Source organism: Sphingomonas sp. FUKUSWIS1, from assembly GCF_000733135.1.
Lineage (GTDB): Bacteria > Pseudomonadota > Alphaproteobacteria > Sphingomonadales > Sphingomonadaceae > Sphingomonas > Sphingomonas aerolata.
In genome coordinates this window covers 50,524-72,038 of sequence record NZ_JPJC01000141.1, presented here as the reverse complement: position 1 = coordinate 72,038, position 21,515 = coordinate 50,524, and the positions used below count along the sequence as shown (strand labels likewise).

Genomic DNA, 21,515 nt, shown 5'->3' with positions numbered 1-21,515 from the left:
TTGGCTGGTTGCTGGCGTCCGTCATTTTGACAAGCCGATGTAAGCGATAAAGTCGGGCGACGCGTACGCTTGCTGCTGCAACGCGACGGCATGAAGAATTGTCTGGTCTGCCCGATCAATAGTCGTCGCGTGCGCTAGAGCCAACGTATCACCGCAGGCGGACTGCCGTTCCATTAAATGAAATCTGTCATGATCTCGAACGCAACACGTTCGGGGCGCGAAGTCGCACGTCCAGCGACCACCTCGCGAGGTGTCACTGGCATATCAGCACCGGGGGAAACCGAACAATGATCCGTAGTTTGAAGGATGTCGACCGCATGACGTCCCTGCTCCTGGGAGCCGCGACCGCAGCACTGTCCGTGGCACCGGCCGCTGCCCAAACCGTAGCGGCGCCCGTCAGTCAGGCCGAGACGGGCGACGAGATCCTCGTCTCGGGGTATCGCCGCAGCCTCGAAGAAGCGATCGACATGAAGCGCAACACGATCGGCTTTTCGGACTCGATCATCGCCACCGATATCGCCGACTTCCCCGAGCAGAATCTCTCCGAAGCGCTGCAGCGCGTGCCCGGCGTGACGATCGAACGCGAACGCGGCCTCGGCACGCGCGTCAACGTCCGCGGCCTGCCGAGCGAATTCACCTTCGTGTCCATCAACAAGCTGGCGACCGCCTCGGGCTCGGGCGGCCGCGACGTCGAGTTCGACATCTTCGCGTCCGAACTGATCCAGTCGGTCACCGTGCAGAAGTCGCCGGTGGCGGCGGACGAGGAGGGCGGCATCGCCGGCTCCGTGCTGATCCGAACCGCGCGGCCGTTCGACAACCCCGGGCTTCGCGTGGTCGGCAGCGTTGATGGCGCGTATAATTCGATCTCCGAAAAGATCGATCCCAACTTCTCGTTTCTCGCCAGCAAGACCTTTGGCGATTTCGGCGTGCTCGTTTCGGTCGCCAAGCAGCAGCGCACAAACCGCACCGATTCCAACTCGGGCATCAACTTCCGCCCGATCGCGCGCTGGACCGATCGCGCCAACACCGTCTACCGCAACCAGGCGATCGCCGTATTGCAGCGCGACGCTGGCGTGACGTTCACCGAAGCCAACAAGAACAAAATCGTCTTCCTCGATAAGGTCGGCGACCGCGTCTACCAGAACGATCAGGACCGGCTCGGCCTGTCGGGCTCGGTGCAGTACAAGCCGAGTGACGATTTCAGCCTGGCATTCGACGCCTTTCTCGGATCATACGACACGACCGAGGACGAATATGACGCTGCCGGCTATTCGGCATCGAGCAATTCGACGCTCGAGACGATCCACGAATTTGATGCCAAGACGCTCGCCGATAGCGGCATCGTCGTGCTGCGCGACGTCTCCTACACCAACACGCAGCATGAATTCCTGAGCAAGGAATATATCAACGAGACCGACTATCGTCAGTTCGGCGGGGAGATGAACTGGACGACGGGCAATTGGAAGATCAATGCGCTGGGTGGCTATTCCGGCGCCAGAAAGACGCTCGACTATGCGAATCTGAAGCACGTCGCCTACGCGCCCTCGCGCACGCGCTATACCGAGAATGGCGGCGAAACGATTCAGAGCGCCAATCCGAAGACGATCGACATGTACGATGCGCCGAATTCGTATCTGTTCGAAGCCTATGAGACCACGCGCGAACAGATCAAGGACGACAAATATGCCGCTCAGATCGATCTGAGCTATCAGTTCGACTCGTCGGTGCTCAAGCGCTTCAAATTTGGTGGTCGCTACACCGACAAGACCAACGAGCGTCAATATGGCGAGGAGAAGATCCAGGGTCCGACCCGCGGCAGCACCGCCTATGTTAACACCCGCAAGCTGGGCGACAGCCCGCTCGAGACCGTCACCGACATCGTTGGCGGGAAGAACTACCAGGCACGCGACCTGAGCTGGGCGCAGGTCTCGAACGCCTATGCGCGCGACTTCTTCCGGCCCGACGGGTTCGTCACGCCGTTCAGCGATGCGAACTATTACAAGGTCAAGGAAGAGACGATCGCCGGCTATGCGATGGTCGATTTCGAATTCGACGTGGCCGTGCCGCTGTTTGTCAATCTGGGTGGCCGCTATCTGCGCACTACGATCAATTCGGAAGGGTTTCAGCAGGTCCAGAACCCGAGCGGCTCGATCGGCCTGACCCCCGCGCCGGTGTCCAGCGACGGCAAATATGAGAAATTCCTGCCCTCGTTCAACGCGCATGCCGAGCTGACCGACAGCCTGTTCCTGCGCGCTGCCGCGTCGAAGACGCTGATCCGCCCGGCGTTGACCGATCTGGCGTACAAGCGGATCGCGAGCATCGGCAATTTCCGGTACACCGATGGCAATCCCGGCCTGAAGCCTACGCTTGCCGATCAGTGGGAAGTCGGCCTCGAGCAATATCTCCCGCGCGGCGGTATTCTGGCGGCGTCCTATTTCTGGAAGAAGATCAAGGGCGTGGTGCAGAGCCAGCTGACCGGCGAGGTACCCGGCGTGACGGTCTACAACGCCAACGGCACGGTCAACGGCGTCTATGACTTCGACGTCTACCAGCCCGTCAACGCCAAGGGCGCGTACAAGGTTAGCGGCGTCGAGGTGAACGCGGTGATCCCGTTCGGCATGATTGCGGACTGGGCGGACGGCTTCGGCGTCAACGCCAACGCCACCTTCCTCGACAGTTCGCTGACGGGTCAGTCCGACCTCGGCATCGATACCTCGCCGATCGGCCTTGCCGACAAGACCTACAATGCCACGGTCTTCTACGACAAGGGACCGCTGTCGCTGCGCGTCTCGTACAACCGCAAGGGTGCCTATGTAGAGCGGATCGAGCGAAACATGTATCCGGTCTACCGCGATGCCTATGGCCAGTTCGACGTCGCCGCCAGCTATCAAGTGACGCGCAACGTCCGTGTCGAGCTGCAGGGCATCAATGTCGGGAATGCGAAGACCACCGGCTACACGATGGATCCGTCCTTTCCGGCGATCTACGAATCCTCGGGCAGCCGCATCAGCCTAGGTATCCGCGGGCAGTTCTGATCCCCGGCAGGCCTCGCCGTGGGGGCGGGGCCTGCCGCGTAATCTCGTTGTGGAGCATCCCCAAGTCTCGCGTAGCACCCTTGCCGCTCTCGCTCGACGCCAGCAACAGGACGGCACTCGCGACAAGTTCAAGCCGCCCCAGGCGCCGGAGTGGAACGCCTGTGATCAGCTCTTCGTCAGCTCCCGGCGTTGCGTCAAAATAGTACCGAATAAGACGTGTTTCAGTGCCTCCCGGACGAGACGACGTTCACGCGGATGCCGCGTTCTTTCAGCTCAGGACGGCATATCAAGCACCGCTCTGCCCGAAATCGAATAGGCTTCCGCCTGACGGTCGATGATGTCGAGTTTCCCGGCTTCTTCGAATACCGCTTTGAAATCGGGCGTGGAAAGGTGCGCGTTCAACGCCGCCTGGTCTCGCCAGGCTTCAATGAGGCGGAACGAGCCGGCGGAACCTACTTCCTCCGTAACGTCGAGAAATACACAGCCGTCCCGCAGCCTGGCTGCGCTCCCCATGCGCGAAGCGATGTCCCGGAACGCCTCCACGTCGCTGAGCTGGATGCGATATGTTGCATAGATCAGGATGGTCGGGGTGTCGGTCATGTCCAAGCTCCATCGTGGCGACGGAAAAGACGATCGATCCCGTCGCGCACGTTTCCGGGATATGGACCGGCACTGGTACTGCGGGTAGAACCTACCTAAAGGTAAGTGTCAAAGAGGCTTGATGAACGTTCCCCGATCTGACCCTGCAAGTGACTGTGGCCTCGATGTCGCGCTGGCCATCATGGGCGGCAAATGGAAGCCGCTGATCCTGTATCATCTCCGCTCGGGTCCGAGGCGGTTCGGCGATCTCAAGCGGGCGGTTGCCGGCATCAGTGAAAAGGTGCTGATCCAGCAGTTGCGTGAACTCGTTTCGGCAGGCGTAGTGGTTCGTCACGATTATGCAGAGGTGCCGCCCAAGGTCGATTACACCGTCACGCCGTTCGGCACGACGCTGATCGAGGCTCTGCTGCCCCTGTGCGAGTGGGGCGTAAGGAACCGCACCCGCGCTTCGGCCATCATGACTTCGAGGGCGAGCTAGAGAGCCGTTAACTGCGCCTCGTTGCTAAGGCTTTCTCAATATTGTATCTTTTTTGAAGAGGCATCGCCGCGATGTCGGCTATTGCCGGCCGCCGTCCCGAAAGCCACCGTTCCACTGTCCTCCCTCGGCGAACATCAGACTAACGTACAGCAAGGCGAGGCTGCTGATGGCCTGACATGTTTGCGGTCAGGCGCCCGGCGACGATCCTGGTAGCTGCCGTTTGAAATGCTATTCTCCTCGCGCGTCCAAAACGCGCTCATGCCAAATCGCAGCTAAGGTTGCCGTGTGCAGCAGCGCGATGGCCAGGTTGCTCTTTACCACCGGATTGCGCCAACCGACCGCCGGTATGGTCATCAGCTTGTAGGCGATCTGCATCGGAAACAAGACGCCGGCGATGGCGATCGACAACGTCGTATTGCCCGAAGCCTGGCCGATCAGCGCGACGGCGCTGGCCATTGCGATGGTCGCGTAAAGGCATGCAAGGATACGTCGTGCAGCACTGTCGACTCCGTAGCACGCCGTCATCGCCGGCACGTCGCGCGCGATCAACACTGGAATGACCGTCACAACGATAACATTCACGAGATGAGATAGGTCAACAAGACCATGGCTTCATCCGATCAGAAGCTGGCGCATGGTGAATATATGCATCCGATGCGTACCGGTCCAGCAAGGGCGCGGCTTATGGACCCGACAACAGACACGCCTGATCGGAATTGATCAACGAGGCGCTAAATCCGATCTATAAAATATCCTTGCGAGTTAGCTAAGCTTCGAGTTCGTTAAGTATCTATAGGCCGATGTTTTTCAATCAACGATATCCCGGTTTAGCGTCCTTAGTCCGTAAGGTAGTCAGAAAAGTAGATGACCTAAAAAGTGAACAATTTTTGCTTTACCGCCGTCAGACGAGCTCATTTAAACCGGACATTGCCGACGCAAGAAACGCGAGATAGATTCTGGCCATGTGGACATTGTTCCCTTGAAATATTGTGGCGCGGGGCATCCAGGCTTTCCGCTGCGGGCCTTCCAGGTGCGCTTCGGATTACCGGACCAGTCGGGAAGCTCTCCCGCCGTATGAGGCGGAACGGGGGCGGCTGGGGGGCAACTGACTCAAAGGATATAGATTGTTGGTGCGAACTTCCTAACTTAAGTCTACGAAAGCTACCATCAACGGCGTCCCGTTGGCTGAGAGACGCTGGAGTGCTCCCGCTTATCTGGGGGAGTGACCAATGTTCCGTTTCGATCTGGAGCCTGCGATACCGCTTCTGACGGTCATCCAGAAAGGCGTTTGGACAGCCGCGACGGTGGCGACGTTTGAGCCGGCATTTCGGCAAGAGCTGAAACGGCTTCTGGTCTCGGGGCGGCCGACATCGCTGATTATCGAAATCAGAGCCACGGTGCCCAGGGATCTGCTTGTCACCAAGGCGCTGCGCGCAATGGTTGCGCGACTTGGACATCTCAACGCGGATAGAACCGCCGTGGTGTCGTCGTTGGGATTTGCAGATTTGCAAGCCGGACGCATTCCCGACCCAAATACACGGATTTTTACGTCGATCGTTCAGGCAAGGGATTGGGTGACGAACAAGCCCGGGGAAAGCCTCAGTATGACGTCAGGCAACGAGCCGAGCGATGCTAGCCCAGAAGGGTCTGTGGTCCATGTACGCGGCCCTGCAGACGTGGACTTTGTGCTTACCCCAGCCGCCGCGCTCGAAACGGCTAGGCGTATCAGCGATGCAGCGGTGGAAGTGCTTCTCGAAACCGCGAGCGCGACGGCTCAGCGCGTCATTCCGATGTAAGCAGTTCCAAAGCCCGGACGCCTGATTTGGTGCCAGCACTGGAGTGACGCTGAGGATGGAAAGCCTCTGCATCGCATCATTGCTTGATCATGACACGCGCACTTGGCGCCACCGGCCGGAGGTTCGCCACGGTGAACCTCAGGCCGTGTTGTGTGCGCTGGGACCGGAAATTCCCAATGTCACCCGCCGAGCGCTTTGGCGATCGCCGCGGTCGCGAGGGGGCGCATGACGGCATAGCCTTGCGGGGTCGGGTGGACGCCGTCGGTTGCGTAGCCGGGCTTCATCGCCCCCGCCGGCGTCGAGAGTGCGGCGTGATAATCGACATAGGTGAAGCCATTGGCTTTGGCATAGCCGCGCAGCCAGTCGTTGAGCGCGGCGATCTGCGGGACCGGGCGTTTGTCGGGGCTCCAGGGAAAGGCGGCGGCGGGGGGAACCGAGGCGAGGATCACCTTGATCCCGTGCGCGCGCGCGAGTTCGGCCATGCTCCGGATATTGCCTTCGACGGTCTCTATCGTTGCGGCACCGGTGTTGCCGGCGATGTCGTTGGTCCCGGCCATGATGTGGACTGCCCGCGGTTTGAGCGCGATGACATCGCTGCGGAACCGGACGAGCATCTGCGGGGTCGTCTGCCCGCTGATCCCGCGATCGACCACGCCGTTCGAGAACAATGCCGCGTCGGCATGGATCCAGTTGTCGGTGATCGAATCGCCCATGAACACGACGCGGACCGTCTTGCCGGCGAGCGCGCGATTATCCGCCGCGTAACGGCACAACTGGCCAAAGTCGCGGGTCAGCATATGCCGTTTCCACGCTGCCCAGCCGGCTGCATCGGCCGGTGCTGGATGTTGCGGGCAGGGGTCGGCGACGATACCCACCGGATCGCTGGCATAGGGCGTGTCTGCGTCACTCGTCTGCGCGACGACGGAGATCGGCAACACGCCAAGTATCATTGGCAAGAGCCAGTGTTTCATCGCCATGCGGTGGATCCTTTCCTGTGTCCTGCGGCGCCCTCGACCGACGCGATTATATAATCACCGCAATTTATCATACAAACCTTGTTACCGCTATCGGATCAGGCAATACAGCGGCGCTACGCGACCGGAGCTTATCGGTTGCGAGGCTAGAGGGGACGGAACTGGTGGGGAAGAGGGTGGTCTTGACGAGCGCGATCGCGTTGCTCGCCCTGTCGGCGCATCCCCGTCCCGCAGCGTCGCACGCCGAGGTTTCTCCGGCTCGTGCGCCCTATGCGTGGCGCAACGTCCGGGTCGGTGGCGGCGGCTTCGCGCCCGGCATCATCTTCAGCACCGTCGAGCGTGGGCTCGCCTATCTGCGTACCGACATGGGCGGCGCCTATCGCTGGGACGCGGCCGCGCGTGCCTGGCTGCCGTTGCAGGACGGCAATGCCGTCAGCAGCTATATGGGGATCGAGAGCATTGCCGCGGATCCGGTCGATGCGGATGTCGTGTATCTCGCGGCGGGCATGTCGGCGCGGGGCGAAGCGGCGATCTGGCGATCGGACGACCGTGGCGCGCGGTGGCGGATCACGCCGGTACCGTTCGCGATGGGCGGCAACGAGGATGGCCGCGGCCTTGGCGAACGGCTTGCGATCGACCCGCATCGCCCGGCGACGCTGATGTTCGGGTCACGCCATGACGGCCTGTCGCGAAGCGACGATTCGGGTGCGCATTGGCGAAAGGTCGACAGCTTTCCGGTTGGGGGGCTCGGCAAACCGGTACAGCCCCGCGCAACGCATGGCGGGCTGAGTTTCGTCCTGTTCGATCGCGCGCATCGCGGGCGGATCTTCGTCGGCCAGGCGGACCCCGGCGCGCATCTGTTCCGGTCCGATGACGGTGGTGCGTCGTGGCGCACCGTGTCCGGAGGGCCTGATGACAGCATGCGCGCGGTGAAGGCCGTGCTCGGCGCGGACGGCGTCCTGACGATGACGTTTTCCAACGCGATCGGGCCGAACGGGATCACGCGAGGCGGTGTCTGGCGATATGATCCCGCGACCAATGCGTGGACGGACGTGACCCCCGACAAGCGCCCGGATGCGCCGGCGGGAGGCTATATGGGCGTGGCGGTGTCGGCGCAGGATCCGCGCGTCATCGCCGTCAGTACCGTCAATCGCTATCGCCCCGTCGACACCGTCTGGCGATCGAGCGACGCGGGTGCGCATTGGGACCAGCTCTACCAGCGCAGCACGCGCGATGTGACGCAGACCCCGTTCCTTGCGTTCGATGGCCCGGCGGATTTCGGGCACTGGATCGCCGGGCTTGCGATCGATCCGTTCGACCCGGGCCACGCCGCCTATGTGACCGGCGCGACGCTGTACGAGACACGCGCTTTCGACCGACCCGGTGCCATGCCGTGGAAGCCCTGGACACGGGGTATCGAGCAGACCGCGATCATCACGCTGATCAGCCCGACGGGGGGCGCACCGTTGATCTCGGGGTTCGGCGATATTGCGGGATTCCGTCACGACGATCTGACGGTTTCACCGCCCAACAGCCACCGTAACCCCTATCTGACCAACACCAACACGCTCGATTATGCGGGACTGGCGCCGGCGGTGGTCGTCCGCAGTGGCAGCAGCCATAGTCGCGAGGTCGCGGGCGCGAGCCTGGCCTGGTCGCAGGATGGGGCCCGGAGCTGGCGACCCCTCGTCACGCCCGGCAGGGGCGCGTCCGAACGGACCGGCGATGCGCCGATCATCGTCTCGGCAGACGGTGCGGCGTTTATCGTCGAGACCGAACAGCCAGTCCTGACCCGCGATCGCGGGCAGACCTGGGTCCGGATCCAGGGTCTTCCGGCGGGGCATCGGCCGGTCGCCGACAAGGTCGACCCATCCCGCTTCTACGTCGTCGACACGCTGAACAACCGCGTGTTGCGCAGCACGGACGGCGGCGCGCATTTCACGCCCGTCGCTGCACAGGGCCTCCCCGCTGACCTTTCGAGCGCGCAGGGCCGCAACCGGGAGGCGCAGAGTCCGCTGCTAGCGACGCCGGGCACGGCGGGCCTGCTGTGGCTCAACCTTGGCGGCGACCTGTATCGCTCGGTCGATGGCGGCGTGCATTGGGCGCGGGTCGGGGCAGGGTTGCGCGTCGCGCAATTCGGTCTGGGCAAGGCGGCAGCCGGCGCCCGCTGGCCGGCACTTTACGCGATCGGCCAGCAGGCCGGACAGGATGCGGTGTGGCGATCGATTGATGGGGCGACGACGTGGCATCGGATCAACGACGACCGGCATCAATGGGGACTGCGCTTTCGCGTGATCAGCGGCGATCCGCGGATCTTTGGCCGCGTCTATATCGGCACCGACGGCCGCGGCGTCGTCTATGGCGATCCGGTCGCCCGGAACAAGAAGAGCTGAGGGGATGACGATGAAACGACAGGCTCTGCTGCTTGCTTGGACGATGTCCGCGCTGGTGACCGCCGCACATGCGCAACAGGCGACGCCGGTGCCGCACGTCGAGACGAAGGCCGGACGTCATGCTCTCATTGTCGACGGCGCGCCCTTCCTGATGCTCGGCGCGCAGGTCAATAACTCGAGCAACTACGCCTCCGCGCTGCCGAAGGTCTGGCCGATGCTCGAGCGGATCCATGCGAACACCGTCGAGATTCCCGTTGCCTGGCAACAGATCGAACCGATCGAGGGGCAGTTCGATTTCTCGTTCGTCCAGACGCTGCTCGATGAGGCGCGCACGCATGACAAGCGGGTCGTCCTGCTCTGGTTCGGAACGTGGAAGAATACCGCGCCGGGCTACACGCCCGACTGGGTCAAGCTCGACAATCGCCGCTTTCCCCGGATGAAAGACAAGACGGGGCAGGATCATTCCGTCCATACGCCGCTCGCCCGGTCGACGCTCGAGGCCGACAAGCGCGCCTTTGTACGCCTGATCAGCTATCTCAAGGAGCATGATCCGCAGAATACGGTCATCCTCGTCCAGCCCGAAAACGAGGTCGGCAGCTACCGCGTCCCGCGCGACTATAGCCCGGCGGCGAACGTGCTGTTCGCGAAGCCCGTGCCCGCGGCGCTGACGCGCAAGCTCGGCAAGCCCGCCGGAAGCTGGACCGCGCTGTTCGGCGCGCAGGCCGACCGCGCGTTCAACACCTGGCATACGGCACGATATGTCGACGAGATCGCTGCCGCGGGCAAGGCGGTCAAGCCGATCCCGATGTACGTCAACGCATCGCTGGCCGGACCATCCAACGTGCCCGATCCGACCGGCGTCGCCAGTGGCGGGCCGCAGCAGGACGTGCTCGACATCTGGAAGGCCGCAGCGCCGTCGATCGATTTCGCCGCGCCAGACATCTATGACCGTGCGAGCGAGAACGTCGCGCAATATCTCGATAAATATGCGCGGCCCGACAATGCACTGATGGTTCCCGAAATCGGCAATGCCCGCGAATTCGCGCGCTATTTCTACGGGGCGCTGGGTCGTGGCGCGATCGGCTACGCGCCGTTCGGGATGGATGATACCGGCTACGTCAACTATCCGCTCGGCGCCCGGTCTCTGGACGAGGCGACGCTCGACGCGATCGCCAAGCCCTATGCCCTGTTCGCCGGCATGGCGCGTGAGTGGGCGAAGATCGCGTTCGAGCGTCCGACCTGGGGCGTTTTCAAACCCGACGACAATACGCCCCGGTCGACCGTGATGGGCGACTGGACGATCGCTGCGACCTGGGGCGAATGGCAGTTCGGTCAGAAGGACTGGACCTGGATCAAGACCGAGCCCGCGCCATGGGGCAACGAGCCCGTTGGCGGCGCGGCGATCGCGCACGTGTCCGCCAATGTCTTCTTGGTCGCCGGCGATCATGTCCGGCTCAACTTCGGCGCGCGATCGGGCGGCCCTGCAAACGGCCTCGTTCTGCGCGTCGAGGAGGGGCATTTTCGGGACGGTGTCTGGGTGCGCGACCGGATCTGGAACGGCGACCAGACTGATTACGGAATCAACCTGATCGAGCCCGTGCTGCTTCGCGTCACGATGGGCGCATATCGCTGAAACGTTACCGATCGACGCGCCGCGGGCTGCGTCGGCACTGTTGGAGAGTAAGATGACCAAGCCATTCCTGACCCTGTTGCTGGCGAGCAGCGCGATCGCCTCCGCGCACGCCGCTGCACCCGGCGGATACGAGAAGATCGACGGCGGCATTGCCGTGACCCCCGCAGGCGGCGCGACCGCGCGCGTAGAGGTCACGGTTCACGGCGACGGGATCATCCACGTCGTCGCCGCCCCGACGAGTTCGATCGGCGTGACCCGCACCACGAGCCTGATGGTGCCGAGCCCCCCAAAGGCGGGCGCGTATACGGTGACGGAGCGGGAAGGGCATGTCCTCATCAAGACGACGCGGGATACGGCGGACGTCGACCTTGCGACCGGGCATGTCCGGTTCCTCGACGCCACCGGCAAGACGGTGCTCGACGAGGCCAATACGCGCCGCTTCCTGCCGAAGACGGTTGACGGGCGGCAATATGTCACGGCGTCGCAGCAGTTCAACCGCGGTACCAGCGAGGCCTTTTACGGGCTCGGCCAGCATCAGAACGCGCAGATGGATTATAACGGCGAGGACGTCGAACTCGCGCAGCACAACATGGACATCGCCGTGCCCTTCCTGGTTTCGACCGGCAAGTACGGCATCCTTTGGGACAATGACGGGATCACTCGGTTCGGCAATCCGAAGCCTTATGATCTGGTCGGCGCGGGAACCGACACGGGCCTGCGCGTGACGAGCAACGGCAAGCCGGGCTTCACCGCCAACTATTATCTCGACGGCAAGCTGGCGGTCACGCGCCAGGAAGCCACGATCAACTATCAGTATATCAAGGATCAGGCGAACTGGCCCGAGGCGGCCAAAGCCCGCACGGTGGCGGCAACCGGCGGCCAGAACACGGCCGGCAACGCGGCCCAGACGCAGCGGGTCGTATGGACCGGCCGCGTGACGCCCGACCAGACGGGCGATCATAAATTTCAGCTCTATGGCTCGAGCTATTTCAAGGTGTTCGTCGACGGGCGCGAGGTGCTCAACCGCTGGCGGCAGAACTGGAATCCCTGGTACGCCAATTTCGACCTGCCGATGACCAAAGGCAAGGCGGCCGAGATCCGCATCGAATGGGATCCGAACGCGGGATACATCGCGCTGCTCCATAATGATCCGCTGCCCCAGGCCGATCGCCACTCGGCCTGGTTCACCAGCGACGTCGCGCGGTCGGTCAATTATTGGTACGTGCCCGGCAGCGATATGGACGACGTGATTGCGGGCTATCGCAAGCTGACCGGCAAGGCCGTCATGATGCCCAAATGGGCCTATGGTTTCTGGCAGTCGCGCCAGCGCTACAATACGCAGGACGAGGTCGTCGACGTGGTCCGCAAGTATCGCGACCTCCGCATCCCGCTCGACAACATCGTCCAGGACTGGTTCTACTGGCCCGAAAATGCCTGGGGCAGCCACCAGTTCGACAAGACGCGCTTTCCGGAGCCGCAGAAGATGGTCGACCAGCTCCACGATCTGAACGCGAACTTTATGATCTCCGTCTGGCCGAAATTCTACCCGACCACCGACAATTACAAGGAGCTGGCGGCCAAGGGTTTCACCTATGACGGCAATCTGAAGATGGCGAACAAGGACTGGGTCGGGCCCGGCTATGCCAATACCGACTATGATCCCTATGCGCCCGAGGCGCGGACGATCTTCTGGCGGCAGATGCGCGACAGCCTCGCCAAGTTCGGCATCGATGCCTGGTGGCTCGATGCGTCGGAGCCGGACATCCATTCGAACCTGTCGATCCCCGAGCGGATCGCGGCGATGGGGCCGACCGCGCGCGGGCCGGCGGAGGAATACTTCAACAGCTTCCCGCTGGTTCATGTCGGCGCGGTTTATGACGGCTGGCGCCAGTACAAGCCCGATGTCCGGCCGTTCATCCTGACCCGTTCGGGCTTTGGCGGACTGCAGCGCGAGGGGGCCGCGATCTGGTCGGGTGATGTCGCCAGCCGCTGGTATGACCTGCGCACGCAGGTGTCCGCCGGCGTCAATGCGTCGATGTCGGGCATACCCAACTGGACGCACGATATCGGCGGCTTCGCGCTCGAGGATCGCTATGCGAGCAAGACGCCCAAGCCTGCCGATCTCGACGAATGGCGCGAGCTCAACCTGCGCTGGTTCCAGTTCGGCGCGTTCAGCCCGTTGTTCCGCAGCCATGGTGAGAGCCCGTACCGCGAGATTTACGAGATCGCGCCCGAGGGCACGCCGATGCGCGCCTCGATGCTCTGGTATGATCAGCTTCGCTATCGTCTGATGCCGTATATCTACACGCTCGCTGCGGAGACGTGGTTCAAGGACGGCAGCATCATGCGGGGCATGGTGATGGATTATCCCGACGACGTGAAGGCGCGCCGGATCAACGACCAGTATATGTTCGGCCATGCGTTCCTGGTCGCGCCGGTCACCGACTACAAGGCACGCTCGCGGTCGGTGTATCTGCCGGGTGCAGCAACGCTCTGGTATGATTTCCAGTCCGGCCAGACGTATCGCGGCGGCCAGACGATCACAGCGCCCGCGCTCTATACGCGCATGCCGCTGTTCGTGAAGGCGGGGGCGATCGTGCCGATGGGGCCTGTCCGCCAGCATGTCGATGACCTGCCCGACGCACCCGTGACGGTGACCGTCTATACCGGCGCCAGCGGACAGTTCAGCCTGTACGAGGATGACGGTCGCAGCGAGCAATATCGCGGCGGTGCGTTTGCGCGCATTCCGATGCGGTATGACGATGCAGCGGGCACGCTGTCGCTCGGTGCGCGCGAGGGCAAGGGCTTCAAGGGCATGGCGACATCCCGCACGATCAACGTGCGCTGGATCACGCCCGGCAAGCCGGTGACCGACGCCGATACCGCCGATGCGACGGTGACCTATGCGGGCAAGGCGATCACGGTGCAGCGCCCGCGTTGATGGCCGCGCGAGGGGGCACGGACGCGAAATCCCTTCGGGCCTGAACAGTCGCGGCGGACATCTGGACGCCGCAACGAATGCCGGGCTAGATCGGGCGAAACGAGACCAGGAGGGACGGCATGCGCCGGCCGTCCAGAGACGGCATGTAGAGAGAGAAATGTGATGATGACGCGCGGTACCCGATCGCTCCTGAACGTCTTGCTGCGCAGCGCGGTGCTAGTCGGTGTAATCGGGGTTTCGCCCGCGCTGGCGCAAACGACGAACAACGCGCCCGCGGCGGCGGCGGCGAAGACCGATGCGCCGGTCGCGCGGCCGTGGATGGATACGAGTCTCGATCCGTCCGTCCGCGCCGATCTCATCCTCAAGGAGATGACGCTCGACGAGAAGCTGCAGCTGACCTTCGGCTATTTTTCGACCGATGCCGCCTGGCTCAAGACGCCGACCAAGAACTGGGAATTTCCGAAGGACGGCTTGCCGGGATCCGCGGGGATCGTTCCGGGCATCGCGCGGCTGGGTATCCCGAGCCAGTGGCAGACCGATGCGGGGGTCGGTGTCGCCAGCCAGCGCAGCGCAACCCCGCGGCTGCGGACGTCGTTGCCATCGGGAATATTGACCGCGGCGACGTGGAACCCGGCGCTCGCCGAAGCCGGTGGCGCGATGATCGGCAACGAGGCGTTCCTGTCGGGCTTCAACGTGCAACTGGCGGGCGGCATGAACCTGCTGCGCGAACCCCGTAACGGCCGGAATTTCGAATATGGCGGCGAGGATCCGCTGCTCGCGGGCGTCATGACGGGGCATGCGATCAAGGGAATCCAGTCCGAGCATGTCGTCTCGACGATGAAGCATTACGCGTTCAACGGGCAGGAAACCAACCGCTTCACGATCGATCACCGCATCGGTGAGCAAGCGGCGCGCCAGTCGGATCTGCTGGCGTTCCAGATCGCCAACGAGATCGGTCAGCCGGGTTCGGTGATGTGCTCGTACAATCGCGTCAACGGTCATTATGCGTGCGAGAACGACTGGCTGCTGAACACGGTCCTGAAGAAGGACTGGGGGTTCAAGGGCTATGTGATGTCGGACTGGGGGGCTGCCCATTCGACGACGGAAGCCGCCAATGCCGGGCTCGACCAGCAGTCGGGCTGGGCGTTCGATCGGTCGCCCTATTTCTCCGAAGCGCTGCGCGAGGCGGTCAATAACGGCCATGTCAGCACGGCGCGCGCGGACGACATGGCCCGGCGCGTGCTGTGGGGGATGTTCTCGGTGGGCGCATTCGATACGCCGGTCCGCGGCGATCGCGCGACGACGATCGACTATGCAGCGCACGCGGCGGTCACGCGCAGCGATGCCGAGGAGGGCATCGTCCTGCTGAAGAACGACGCCAATCTGCTGCCCCTGGCGAAAACGGCGAAGTCGATCCTGCTCATCGGTGCGCATGCCGATGTCGGCGTGTTGTCGGGCGGCGGATCGTCGCAGGTCTATTCTCACAACGCGCCGACCAGCGGCCTGATCGTGCCGGACGAGTTCAACAAGGGCTTTCCCGGCCCCAAGACCTATCACGCATCGTCGCCCATGACTGCGCTGCAGGCCAGAACCGGTGCTCGCGTCACCTATCTCGACGGCAAGGATCCGCGCGCGGCTGCGGCTGCGGCGCGCAAGGCCGATATCGTGATCGTCTTTGGCGAACAGTGGACGGGCGAGTCGATCGACGTCCCCGACCTGGCGTTGCACGATGCGCAGAATGCGCTGATCGACGCGGTCGCCCGCGCCAACCGCAAGACCGTCGTGGTGCTCGAGACGGGCGGGCCGGTCGTGATGCCGTGGCTGTCGAAGGTCGGCGCGGTGATCGAGGCCTGGTATCCGGGCACGGCGGGCGGCGAGGCGATCGCGCGCATTCTGACCGGCGAGGTCAATCCGTCGGGTCGCCTTCCCGCGACCTTCCCCGCGTCGCTGTCGCAACTGCCGCGCCCGGTTCTGGAAGGCGACCCGAAGCTCGACCGCGACGCACATCCGATGGGCAATTACGACATCGAAGGCGCCGCCATCGGCTATAAGTGGTTCGACAAGACCGGCCGCAAGCCGCTGTTCCCGTTCGGCTACGGCCTGTCCTATACCCGGTTCGCACTCGGCGGTCTGAAGGCCGACGCAAAGGGCAAGGGCATCGCCGCGACGTTCGCGGTCCGCAACACCGGGTCTGTCGCAGGCAAGACCGTCGCTCAGGTCTATGTCGCGGCGCCGGGCTGGGAAGCGCCCAAACGGCTCGGCGCGTTCAAGAAGGTCGATCTGGCACCGGGGGCGAGCCAGTCGGTGGCGACGATGATCGACCCGCGCCTGCTCGCGACCTTCGATACGGCAACCGCGACGTGGAAGATCGCGGAGGGCGACTATCAGGTCATGCTGGCCGACTCCGCGGTGAGCATCGCGCAGACGGTCACCGTGCATCTGCCGGCGCAGACGCTCGACAGCCGGGGGAAATAGTCGACGGCGCGGGGGCTGTCGCGCGGCGGCGGACGCTGACCACGACCGCGACCAGTCCCAGCGCCGACGCCCCGGCACCCGCAAGCGCGACCATCGGATAGCCGAGGCCTGCCGCGATGACGCCGCCGCCAAGCGCTGCGCCGATCGCGTTGCCCAGGTTGAACGCACCGATGTTCATCGCCGAGGCGAGGTTCGGCGCGTCGGCGGCGGCGTGCATGACGCGGACCTGAAGCGGGGGGACGAGCGCGAAGCTGGCGACACCCCACAGGAAGATGAGGATCGCGGTCGGCACCTTGAACGGCATCAGCACGGCGAAGGCGACCAGGATCGCGGTCAGCAGCGCAAGCGTCACGACCAGCGTCCGGTCGACCGAGCGATCGGCGAACCGCCCGCCGAGCCAGTTGCCGACCGTCAGGCCGACGCCGTAGGTCACCAGCATCGCGGTGACATAGCCGAGCGACGCCTGCGTCACCTCGCGCAGGATCGGCGTGATATAGGTGAAGACGGTGAACATCGCGCTGGCGCCAACGACCGTCAGGCCGAGCGCACCCAGCACCGGCCCGCGCGTGAGGACGCTCAGTTCAGCCCTCGGGTCCGTACCGATCGGCGCGGGCAAGGCGGGAAGCGTCAGCCGAAGCGCCGCCATCGTCGCGAAGCCCAGCACCGAAATACCCCAGAACGATGTGCGCCAGCCGAGGTGATCGCCTGCCCATGTCGCGAGCGGGACGCCGACGACATTGGCAATGGTCAGCCCCATGAACATCGCTGCGACCGCCCCGGCCCGGCGTTCGGGCGGCACAAGGCTGGCGGCGACGATCGCCCCGACCCCGAAGAACGCGCCGTGGTTGAACGACGTCAGGATCCGCGCGGCCATCAGCATGCCGTACCCCGTGGACACAGCGGCCAGCAGATTACCGACCGTGAAGATGCCCGCCAGCATGATCAGCAGCGTCCGCCGCGGCACGCGCCCGGTCGTCAGCGTCATCAGCGGCGCGCCGATGACCACGCCCAGCGCATAGGCACTGATGAGCAGGCCCGCTGTCGGGATCGAAACGCCGAGATCGCCGGCGATCACGGGGAGCAGCCCCATCGGCGCGAATTCGGTCACGCCGATGCCGAACGCACCGACGGACAGGGCCAGAAGCCCGGGGTTCAATTTCATCACTATGTTCCTAATGATTTGGGCGGTTCGGACCGTCGACGGACTTGGCCAGGCGAAACCCTCTCGTTGACGATAGGACGGCAGGTGTGGCTGGAACTGCAGCCCCGATGATCCCGATCGCGACTTAACCCGGCTTCGATTTCGAGGCATAAATAGGGCAACGCGCTCGGCGTTATTAGGGGGCGATGTGACGAAGGACCTTTGACTTGAACACAAAGACGGGAATGGGGGCGGATCGGGCCCGTGCGCTCGAGATCTTCGCCGTGGTCATGCGCGAGGGAAGCTTTTCGGGGGCGGGACGCGTGCTCGGACTGACGCCGTCCGCGGTGGCGCGGGCGATCGACCGGATCGAGGCCCGGCTCGGCGTCCGGCTGCTCCTGCGGTCGACCCGTGCGCTGACCCCGACGGCCGAGGGGCAGGCCTATCTCCAGACGGCGCGTCGGATCCTCGCCGACCTCGATGATGCCGAACAGCAGATCGCCGATCAGGGCGCGCCCCGGGGACGGCTGCGGATCAGTGCCGCGCTGTCGCACGGGCGGTTGTGCGTCGTCCCGCTGCTCGGCGCATTTGCCGAGGCCTATCCGCATATCCTCGTCGATATCGCGTTGACCGACACGATCGTCGACGTTGCGGCGGGGCAGGCGGACGTCGCGATCCGCTTCGGTCCGCTGGTCGACAGCCTGTTGACCGCCCGGAAGCTCGGCGAGAGCCGGCGGGTGATCGTCGCGGCACCCGACTATCTCGCGCGGCGTGGTACCCCGACCAAGCCCGAGGACTTGCACCGGCACAATTGCCTGAATTTCAACTTCCGGCGAGTCGAACCCGTCTGGCCGTTCCGCGTCGATGGGGTAGACATGGCGCTCGTCGTGACCGGCAATATCGAAGCCAATAACGGCGAAACACTGGGGCAGCTGGCCGCCGCGGGGGTCGGGATCGCGCGGGTCGGTGCGTTCAGCGTCGTCGACGATATCGCCGCAGGCCGTCTCGTCCCGCTCTTCGAGGCGTATAATCCGGGCGACGTCGAACATATCCACGCGCTGTTCGTCGGCGGCACCAACACGCCGGCCCGCGTGCGGGTGTTCGTCGACTTTCTCGCGGAACGCCTCCGGGGGTGATCGTCGCGCCGGTGTGCCGGGAGAGGCTATTGGTCCGCGGCCATCCCGGGTCGCGCAGGCGTCTGCCGGTGACCGCTGAGATCGGATCCGGCATCGACGGCAAAGCGGCGGTTCCAGATCGTCGCGGCCGCCGACACCGCCGTCACGACCAGGAAGGCGAGGGTGAAATCGGCGAGCACCGGGCGTGTCGTGCCCGATCCGAGCATGCCGACATGCAACGCGGCCGCGCCGACGCAGATGCCGAGCGAGAGCATGAGCTGCTGGAACGTAGCGTAGAAGCTCGTCGCGCTGCTCATCCGTGACGAGGGAATCTCGTCATAGGCGATCGTGTTGTAGGCGGAGAACTGGAACGACATGAAGAAGCCGGAGAGCATCAGGACGCCAAAGATGACGGGGATGGGCCAGTCGGGGCGGAACAGCCCGCACACCGCATAGCCGCCGCTCGAACACAGGCCGCCGACGATCAGGCTATTGCGGAATCCGAACCGTCGCAGCACGCGGGGGGCGAGGCTCTTCATCATCAGCGAACCGATCGCCCCGGCGATCGTGATGGCGCCGCTCGCCGCCGCGGTCATGCCGAAGCCGAGCTGGAGCATCATCGGCAACAGGAACGGTTGCGCGCCTTGCGTGATCCGCGTCAGCGATCCGCCGATCACCGACAGGCGGAAGGTCGGGATCCGCATCAGCGACAGGTCGAGGATCGGATCGCTGCGGCGTCTGGCATGGCGGATATAGCCCACGCCCGCGACCAGGCCGATCGCGATGAGCCCGACGGCCTGCGTCAGTTCGCCCGTGCGGCTGGTCATCTCGAACCCGAACAACAGGCACCCGAGCGACACGCCCGACAGGATGAAGCCGGGGACGTCGAAGCGTGCCGGGCGATCCTCGCGCACATCGCCGATATAGCGGGTGACAAGCACCACGCCGAGCATGCCGATCGGGATGTTGAGGTAGAAGATCCAGCGCCAGTCCAGATAGGTGACGATCGCGCCCCCGACCGGCGGCCCCAGGATCGGACCGATCAGCGCGGGCATGATCAGCCACGACATGGCCTGCACCATGTCTTCCTTGGCCACGCTGCGAAGCAGGACGAGACGCCCGATCGGGATCATCATTGCGCCGCCCAGACCTTGCAGGAACCGCGCGCCCATCATGAACGACAGGCTGGTCGCCTGCCCGCACAGGATCGAACCGCCGACGAAGATCAGGATCGCGGCCCGGAACACGGTGCGCGATCCGAACCGGTCGGCGAGCCGCCCGCTCGCAGGGATGAAGATCGCCAGCGCCAGCAGATAGGAGGTGAGTGCCGATCCCATGCTCGTCGCGGGCACGCCGAAATCGCGCGCCATGGTCGGCAATGCCGTCGCGAGCACGGTGGAATCCATCTGCTCCATGAACAGCGCACAGGCGATGATCAGCGCGGTGACGCGGTAGTTGCTCGGCGTGTGCGCAGGCGCTCCGGCGTCGCGCGGGACCCGGGCGATCGTGTCGGCGGCCGGGACGATGCCGTCGCGGACTTCGCTGTTGATCGCGGCGAGCCCCCGCCGGCGAAGCCTCATGCCTGCCACCCGCCGCCCAGCGCCCTGAAGACATCGACCTGACGATCGATCAACAATGCGTCGGACGCGGCGAGGTTGGCCTGGGCCGTGGTCAGCGCCGCCTGCGCGGTCAGCAGCGACAGGAAATCGGTTCGGCCAAAGCGATAGAGCGTGCCCGCCTGGCCGGCGGCGGTCGCAGCGCTCGCCTGCGCCCGCGACAGTGCGGCGTTGCGGTCGCCTTCGCGCGCATAGGCCGACAGCGCGGTCTCGGTTTCGCGCAACGCCTCCAGCATCGTCGAATCGAACTGCGCCAGTGCCTGATCCGCCGAAGCGCCGGCCTGCGCGATTCGTGCGCGGACGACCGGGCGGTTCGGAAAGCTCCAGCTGATGAGCGGGCCGAGCCCCAGGTGAAACGCGCTGGTGGATCCCAGCGTCGAGATCGGACCGGTGAACCCGGCGGATCCCCCCAGGCTGACCTGCGGATACAGGTCGGCGGTGGCGATGCCGATCCGCGCGGTCGCCGCGGCCAGTGCGCGTTCGGCCTGACGAATATCGGGCCGGCGGCGGATCAGTGCGGCGCCGTCGCCGATCGGCAGCGGCCGGGTCAGCGCGGGGGGCTTCGCGCAGGTCGCGACCTCGGCGGGATAGGCGGCGGGTGCCCGACCCATCAGCGTCGCCAGCCGGTAGAGCGCGGCGGTGCGCGTCGCGACCTGCGACGGGATCAACGCCTCGCTCTGGTCGACCGCGGTCCTTGCCCGCGTGACGTCGAACGCCGTGCCGCGCCCACCACGTTGCAGGCGGCGCGTGACGTCGAGCGTCTGGCGCTGGAGGGCAAGTACCCGGCTGTTGGCGGCGAGCACCATGTTCGCCGTGCACACCGCGGCATAGCTGCGCGCGGTTTCGGCAGCGACGGTCACGCGGACGTCGTCGCGCGCGGCGGCGACCGCCTGCGCATCGCCCTGCGCGGCTTCGATCGCGCGCCGGATGCGCCCCGACAGGTCGAGCGGATAGGCGAGGGTGATGCCGAGATTGGCGTCAAGCGTTCCGGGCAGGTTGCCGCGGCTCGCATAGGGCCGGTCGATCGACGTACCGCCGCCGATCGTGGTCGACAGCGTCCGCCCGGCGGCAACCTCCGCAACGACCGCGTCGGCACGGCGGAGATTGGCATCGGCAGCGCGCAGATCGGTGTTCGCCGCCAGCGCCTCGGCGACGAACGCGTCGAGGCGGGGATCGCCATAGAGTTGCCACCAGTGATCGGGGAGGGGGGCATCGACGAACGCGGCCTCGTGACCGCTGTCGAACGCGCCCTGCGCGGCGGGCATCGCGGCGACGGCGCGATCGGGACGTACATAGTCCGGGCCGGCGGTGGTGCAGG

Annotated in this window: 14 protein-coding genes; 8 read left to right on the top strand and 6 right to left on the bottom strand. The window is 64.7% G+C overall.

What is annotated here, in order from left to right:
- Positions 1 to 317: 317 nt before the first annotated feature.
- Positions 318 to 3,035: a TonB-dependent receptor gene (locus sphsw_RS09650; RefSeq protein WP_031440433.1), complete on the top strand. Its 2,718-nt coding sequence runs from the start codon at positions 318 to 320 to the stop codon at positions 3,033 to 3,035.
- A 273-nt stretch (positions 3,036 to 3,308) separates the two neighbouring features.
- Here the strand turns inward: sphsw_RS09650 and sphsw_RS09645 are convergent, their stop codons facing one another.
- Positions 3,309 to 3,635: a putative quinol monooxygenase gene (locus tag sphsw_RS09645; RefSeq protein WP_052380901.1), complete on the bottom strand. Its 327-nt coding sequence runs from the start codon at positions 3,633 to 3,635 to the stop codon at positions 3,309 to 3,311.
- Between the two features lie 121 nt (positions 3,636 to 3,756).
- Here sphsw_RS09645 and sphsw_RS09640 point away from each other — a divergent pair, with 121 nt between their 5' ends.
- Positions 3,757 to 4,113, top strand: a complete 357-nt coding sequence (locus sphsw_RS09640) for a winged helix-turn-helix transcriptional regulator (RefSeq protein ID WP_031440431.1) — start codon at positions 3,757 to 3,759, stop codon at positions 4,111 to 4,113.
- A 228-nt stretch (positions 4,114 to 4,341) separates the two neighbouring features.
- On the opposite strand, the gene sphsw_RS09635 is transcribed toward sphsw_RS09640, so the two are convergent.
- Complete coding sequence (locus sphsw_RS09635; protein WP_152555466.1) at positions 4,342 to 4,680, bottom strand: hypothetical protein; 339 nt, start codon at positions 4,678 to 4,680, stop codon at positions 4,342 to 4,344.
- Positions 4,681 to 5,342: 662 nt separating this feature from the next.
- On the opposite strand from sphsw_RS09635, the gene sphsw_RS09630 reads away from it, so the two are divergent.
- On the top strand, positions 5,343 to 5,909 hold the full coding sequence (locus tag sphsw_RS09630) for a hypothetical protein (RefSeq protein ID WP_031440429.1): 567 nt from the start codon (positions 5,343 to 5,345) through the stop codon (positions 5,907 to 5,909).
- A 179-nt stretch (positions 5,910 to 6,088) separates the two neighbouring features.
- Here sphsw_RS09630 and sphsw_RS09625 read toward each other — a convergent pair whose 3' ends face one another.
- Positions 6,089 to 6,859 (bottom strand): SGNH/GDSL hydrolase family protein, encoded by a 771-nt coding sequence (locus sphsw_RS09625; RefSeq protein ID WP_235188350.1) that lies wholly within the window; start codon positions 6,857 to 6,859, stop codon positions 6,089 to 6,091.
- A gap of 206 nt (positions 6,860 to 7,065) precedes the next feature.
- On the opposite strand from sphsw_RS09625, the gene sphsw_RS09620 reads away from it, so the two are divergent.
- The 4 genes from sphsw_RS09620 to sphsw_RS09605 all read left to right on the top strand — a co-directional run bounded on the left by sphsw_RS09620 (position 7,066) and on the right by sphsw_RS09605 (position 16,325).
- Positions 7,066 to 9,276, top strand: a complete 2,211-nt coding sequence (locus sphsw_RS09620) for a hypothetical protein (RefSeq protein ID WP_042466994.1) — start codon at positions 7,066 to 7,068, stop codon at positions 9,274 to 9,276.
- 10 nt (positions 9,277 to 9,286) lie between these two features.
- Positions 9,287 to 10,909: a DUF5597 domain-containing protein gene (locus sphsw_RS09615; RefSeq protein WP_042467007.1), complete on the top strand. Its 1,623-nt coding sequence runs from the start codon at positions 9,287 to 9,289 to the stop codon at positions 10,907 to 10,909.
- Positions 10,910 to 10,961: 52 nt separating this feature from the next.
- Entirely contained in the window at positions 10,962 to 13,850 is a 2,889-nt protein-coding gene (locus sphsw_RS09610) for a glycoside hydrolase family 31 protein (RefSeq protein ID WP_031440425.1), read from the top strand.
- 165 nt (positions 13,851 to 14,015) lie between these two features.
- Positions 14,016 to 16,325: a glycoside hydrolase family 3 C-terminal domain-containing protein gene (locus tag sphsw_RS09605; RefSeq protein ID WP_031440424.1), complete on the top strand. Its 2,310-nt coding sequence runs from the start codon at positions 14,016 to 14,018 to the stop codon at positions 16,323 to 16,325.
- Here sphsw_RS09605 and sphsw_RS09600 read toward each other — a convergent pair.
- On the bottom strand, positions 16,279 to 17,487 hold the full coding sequence (locus tag sphsw_RS09600) for an MFS transporter (RefSeq protein WP_042466993.1): 1,209 nt from the start codon (positions 17,485 to 17,487) through the stop codon (positions 16,279 to 16,281). The genes sphsw_RS09605 and sphsw_RS09600 overlap by 47 nt on opposite strands.
- A 224-nt stretch (positions 17,488 to 17,711) precedes the next feature.
- On the opposite strand from sphsw_RS09600, the gene sphsw_RS09595 reads away from it, so the two are divergent.
- Positions 17,712 to 18,602, top strand: a complete 891-nt coding sequence (locus tag sphsw_RS09595) for a LysR family transcriptional regulator (protein WP_031440422.1) — start codon at positions 17,712 to 17,714, stop codon at positions 18,600 to 18,602.
- Between the two features lie 26 nt (positions 18,603 to 18,628).
- On the opposite strand, the gene sphsw_RS09590 is transcribed toward sphsw_RS09595, so the two are convergent.
- Both sphsw_RS09590 and sphsw_RS09585 read right to left on the bottom strand, forming a co-directional pair.
- Positions 18,629 to 20,161: an MFS transporter gene (locus sphsw_RS09590; protein ID WP_200874024.1), complete on the bottom strand. Its 1,533-nt coding sequence runs from the start codon at positions 20,159 to 20,161 to the stop codon at positions 18,629 to 18,631.
- A partial coding sequence (locus sphsw_RS09585) for an efflux transporter outer membrane subunit (RefSeq protein WP_031440420.1) occupies positions 20,158 to 21,515 on the bottom strand: 1,358 nt, incomplete at its 5' end. The genes sphsw_RS09590 and sphsw_RS09585, both read right to left, overlap by 4 nt.

Excerpts from the sequence above, each read along its gene's own strand:
- sphsw_RS09625 (WP_235188350.1), bottom strand. The coding sequence starts at position 6,859 with ATGATACTTGGCGTGTTGCCGATCTCCGTCGTCGCGCAGACGAGTGAC.
- sphsw_RS09605 (WP_031440424.1), top strand. The coding sequence starts at position 14,016 with ATGACGCGCGGTACCCGATCGCTCCTGAACGTCTTGCTGCGCAGCGCG.
- sphsw_RS09615 (WP_042467007.1), top strand. The coding sequence starts at position 9,287 with ATGAAACGACAGGCTCTGCTGCTTGCTTGGACGATGTCCGCGCTGGTG.
- sphsw_RS09595 (WP_031440422.1), top strand. The coding sequence starts at position 17,712 with ATGGGGGCGGATCGGGCCCGTGCGCTCGAGATCTTCGCCGTGGTCATG.
- sphsw_RS09590 (WP_200874024.1), bottom strand. The coding sequence starts at position 20,161 with ATGAGGCTTCGCCGGCGGGGGCTCGCCGCGATCAACAGCGAAGTCCGC.
- sphsw_RS09645 (WP_052380901.1), bottom strand. The coding sequence starts at position 3,635 with ATGACCGACACCCCGACCATCCTGATCTATGCAACATATCGCATCCAG.
- sphsw_RS09610 (WP_031440425.1), top strand. The coding sequence starts at position 10,962 with ATGACCAAGCCATTCCTGACCCTGTTGCTGGCGAGCAGCGCGATCGCC.
- sphsw_RS09650 (WP_031440433.1), top strand. The coding sequence starts at position 318 with ATGACGTCCCTGCTCCTGGGAGCCGCGACCGCAGCACTGTCCGTGGCA.
- sphsw_RS09600 (WP_042466993.1), bottom strand. The coding sequence starts at position 17,487 with ATGAAATTGAACCCCGGGCTTCTGGCCCTGTCCGTCGGTGCGTTCGGC.
- sphsw_RS09630 (WP_031440429.1), top strand. The coding sequence starts at position 5,343 with ATGTTCCGTTTCGATCTGGAGCCTGCGATACCGCTTCTGACGGTCATC.
- sphsw_RS09640 (WP_031440431.1), top strand. The coding sequence starts at position 3,757 with ATGAACGTTCCCCGATCTGACCCTGCAAGTGACTGTGGCCTCGATGTC.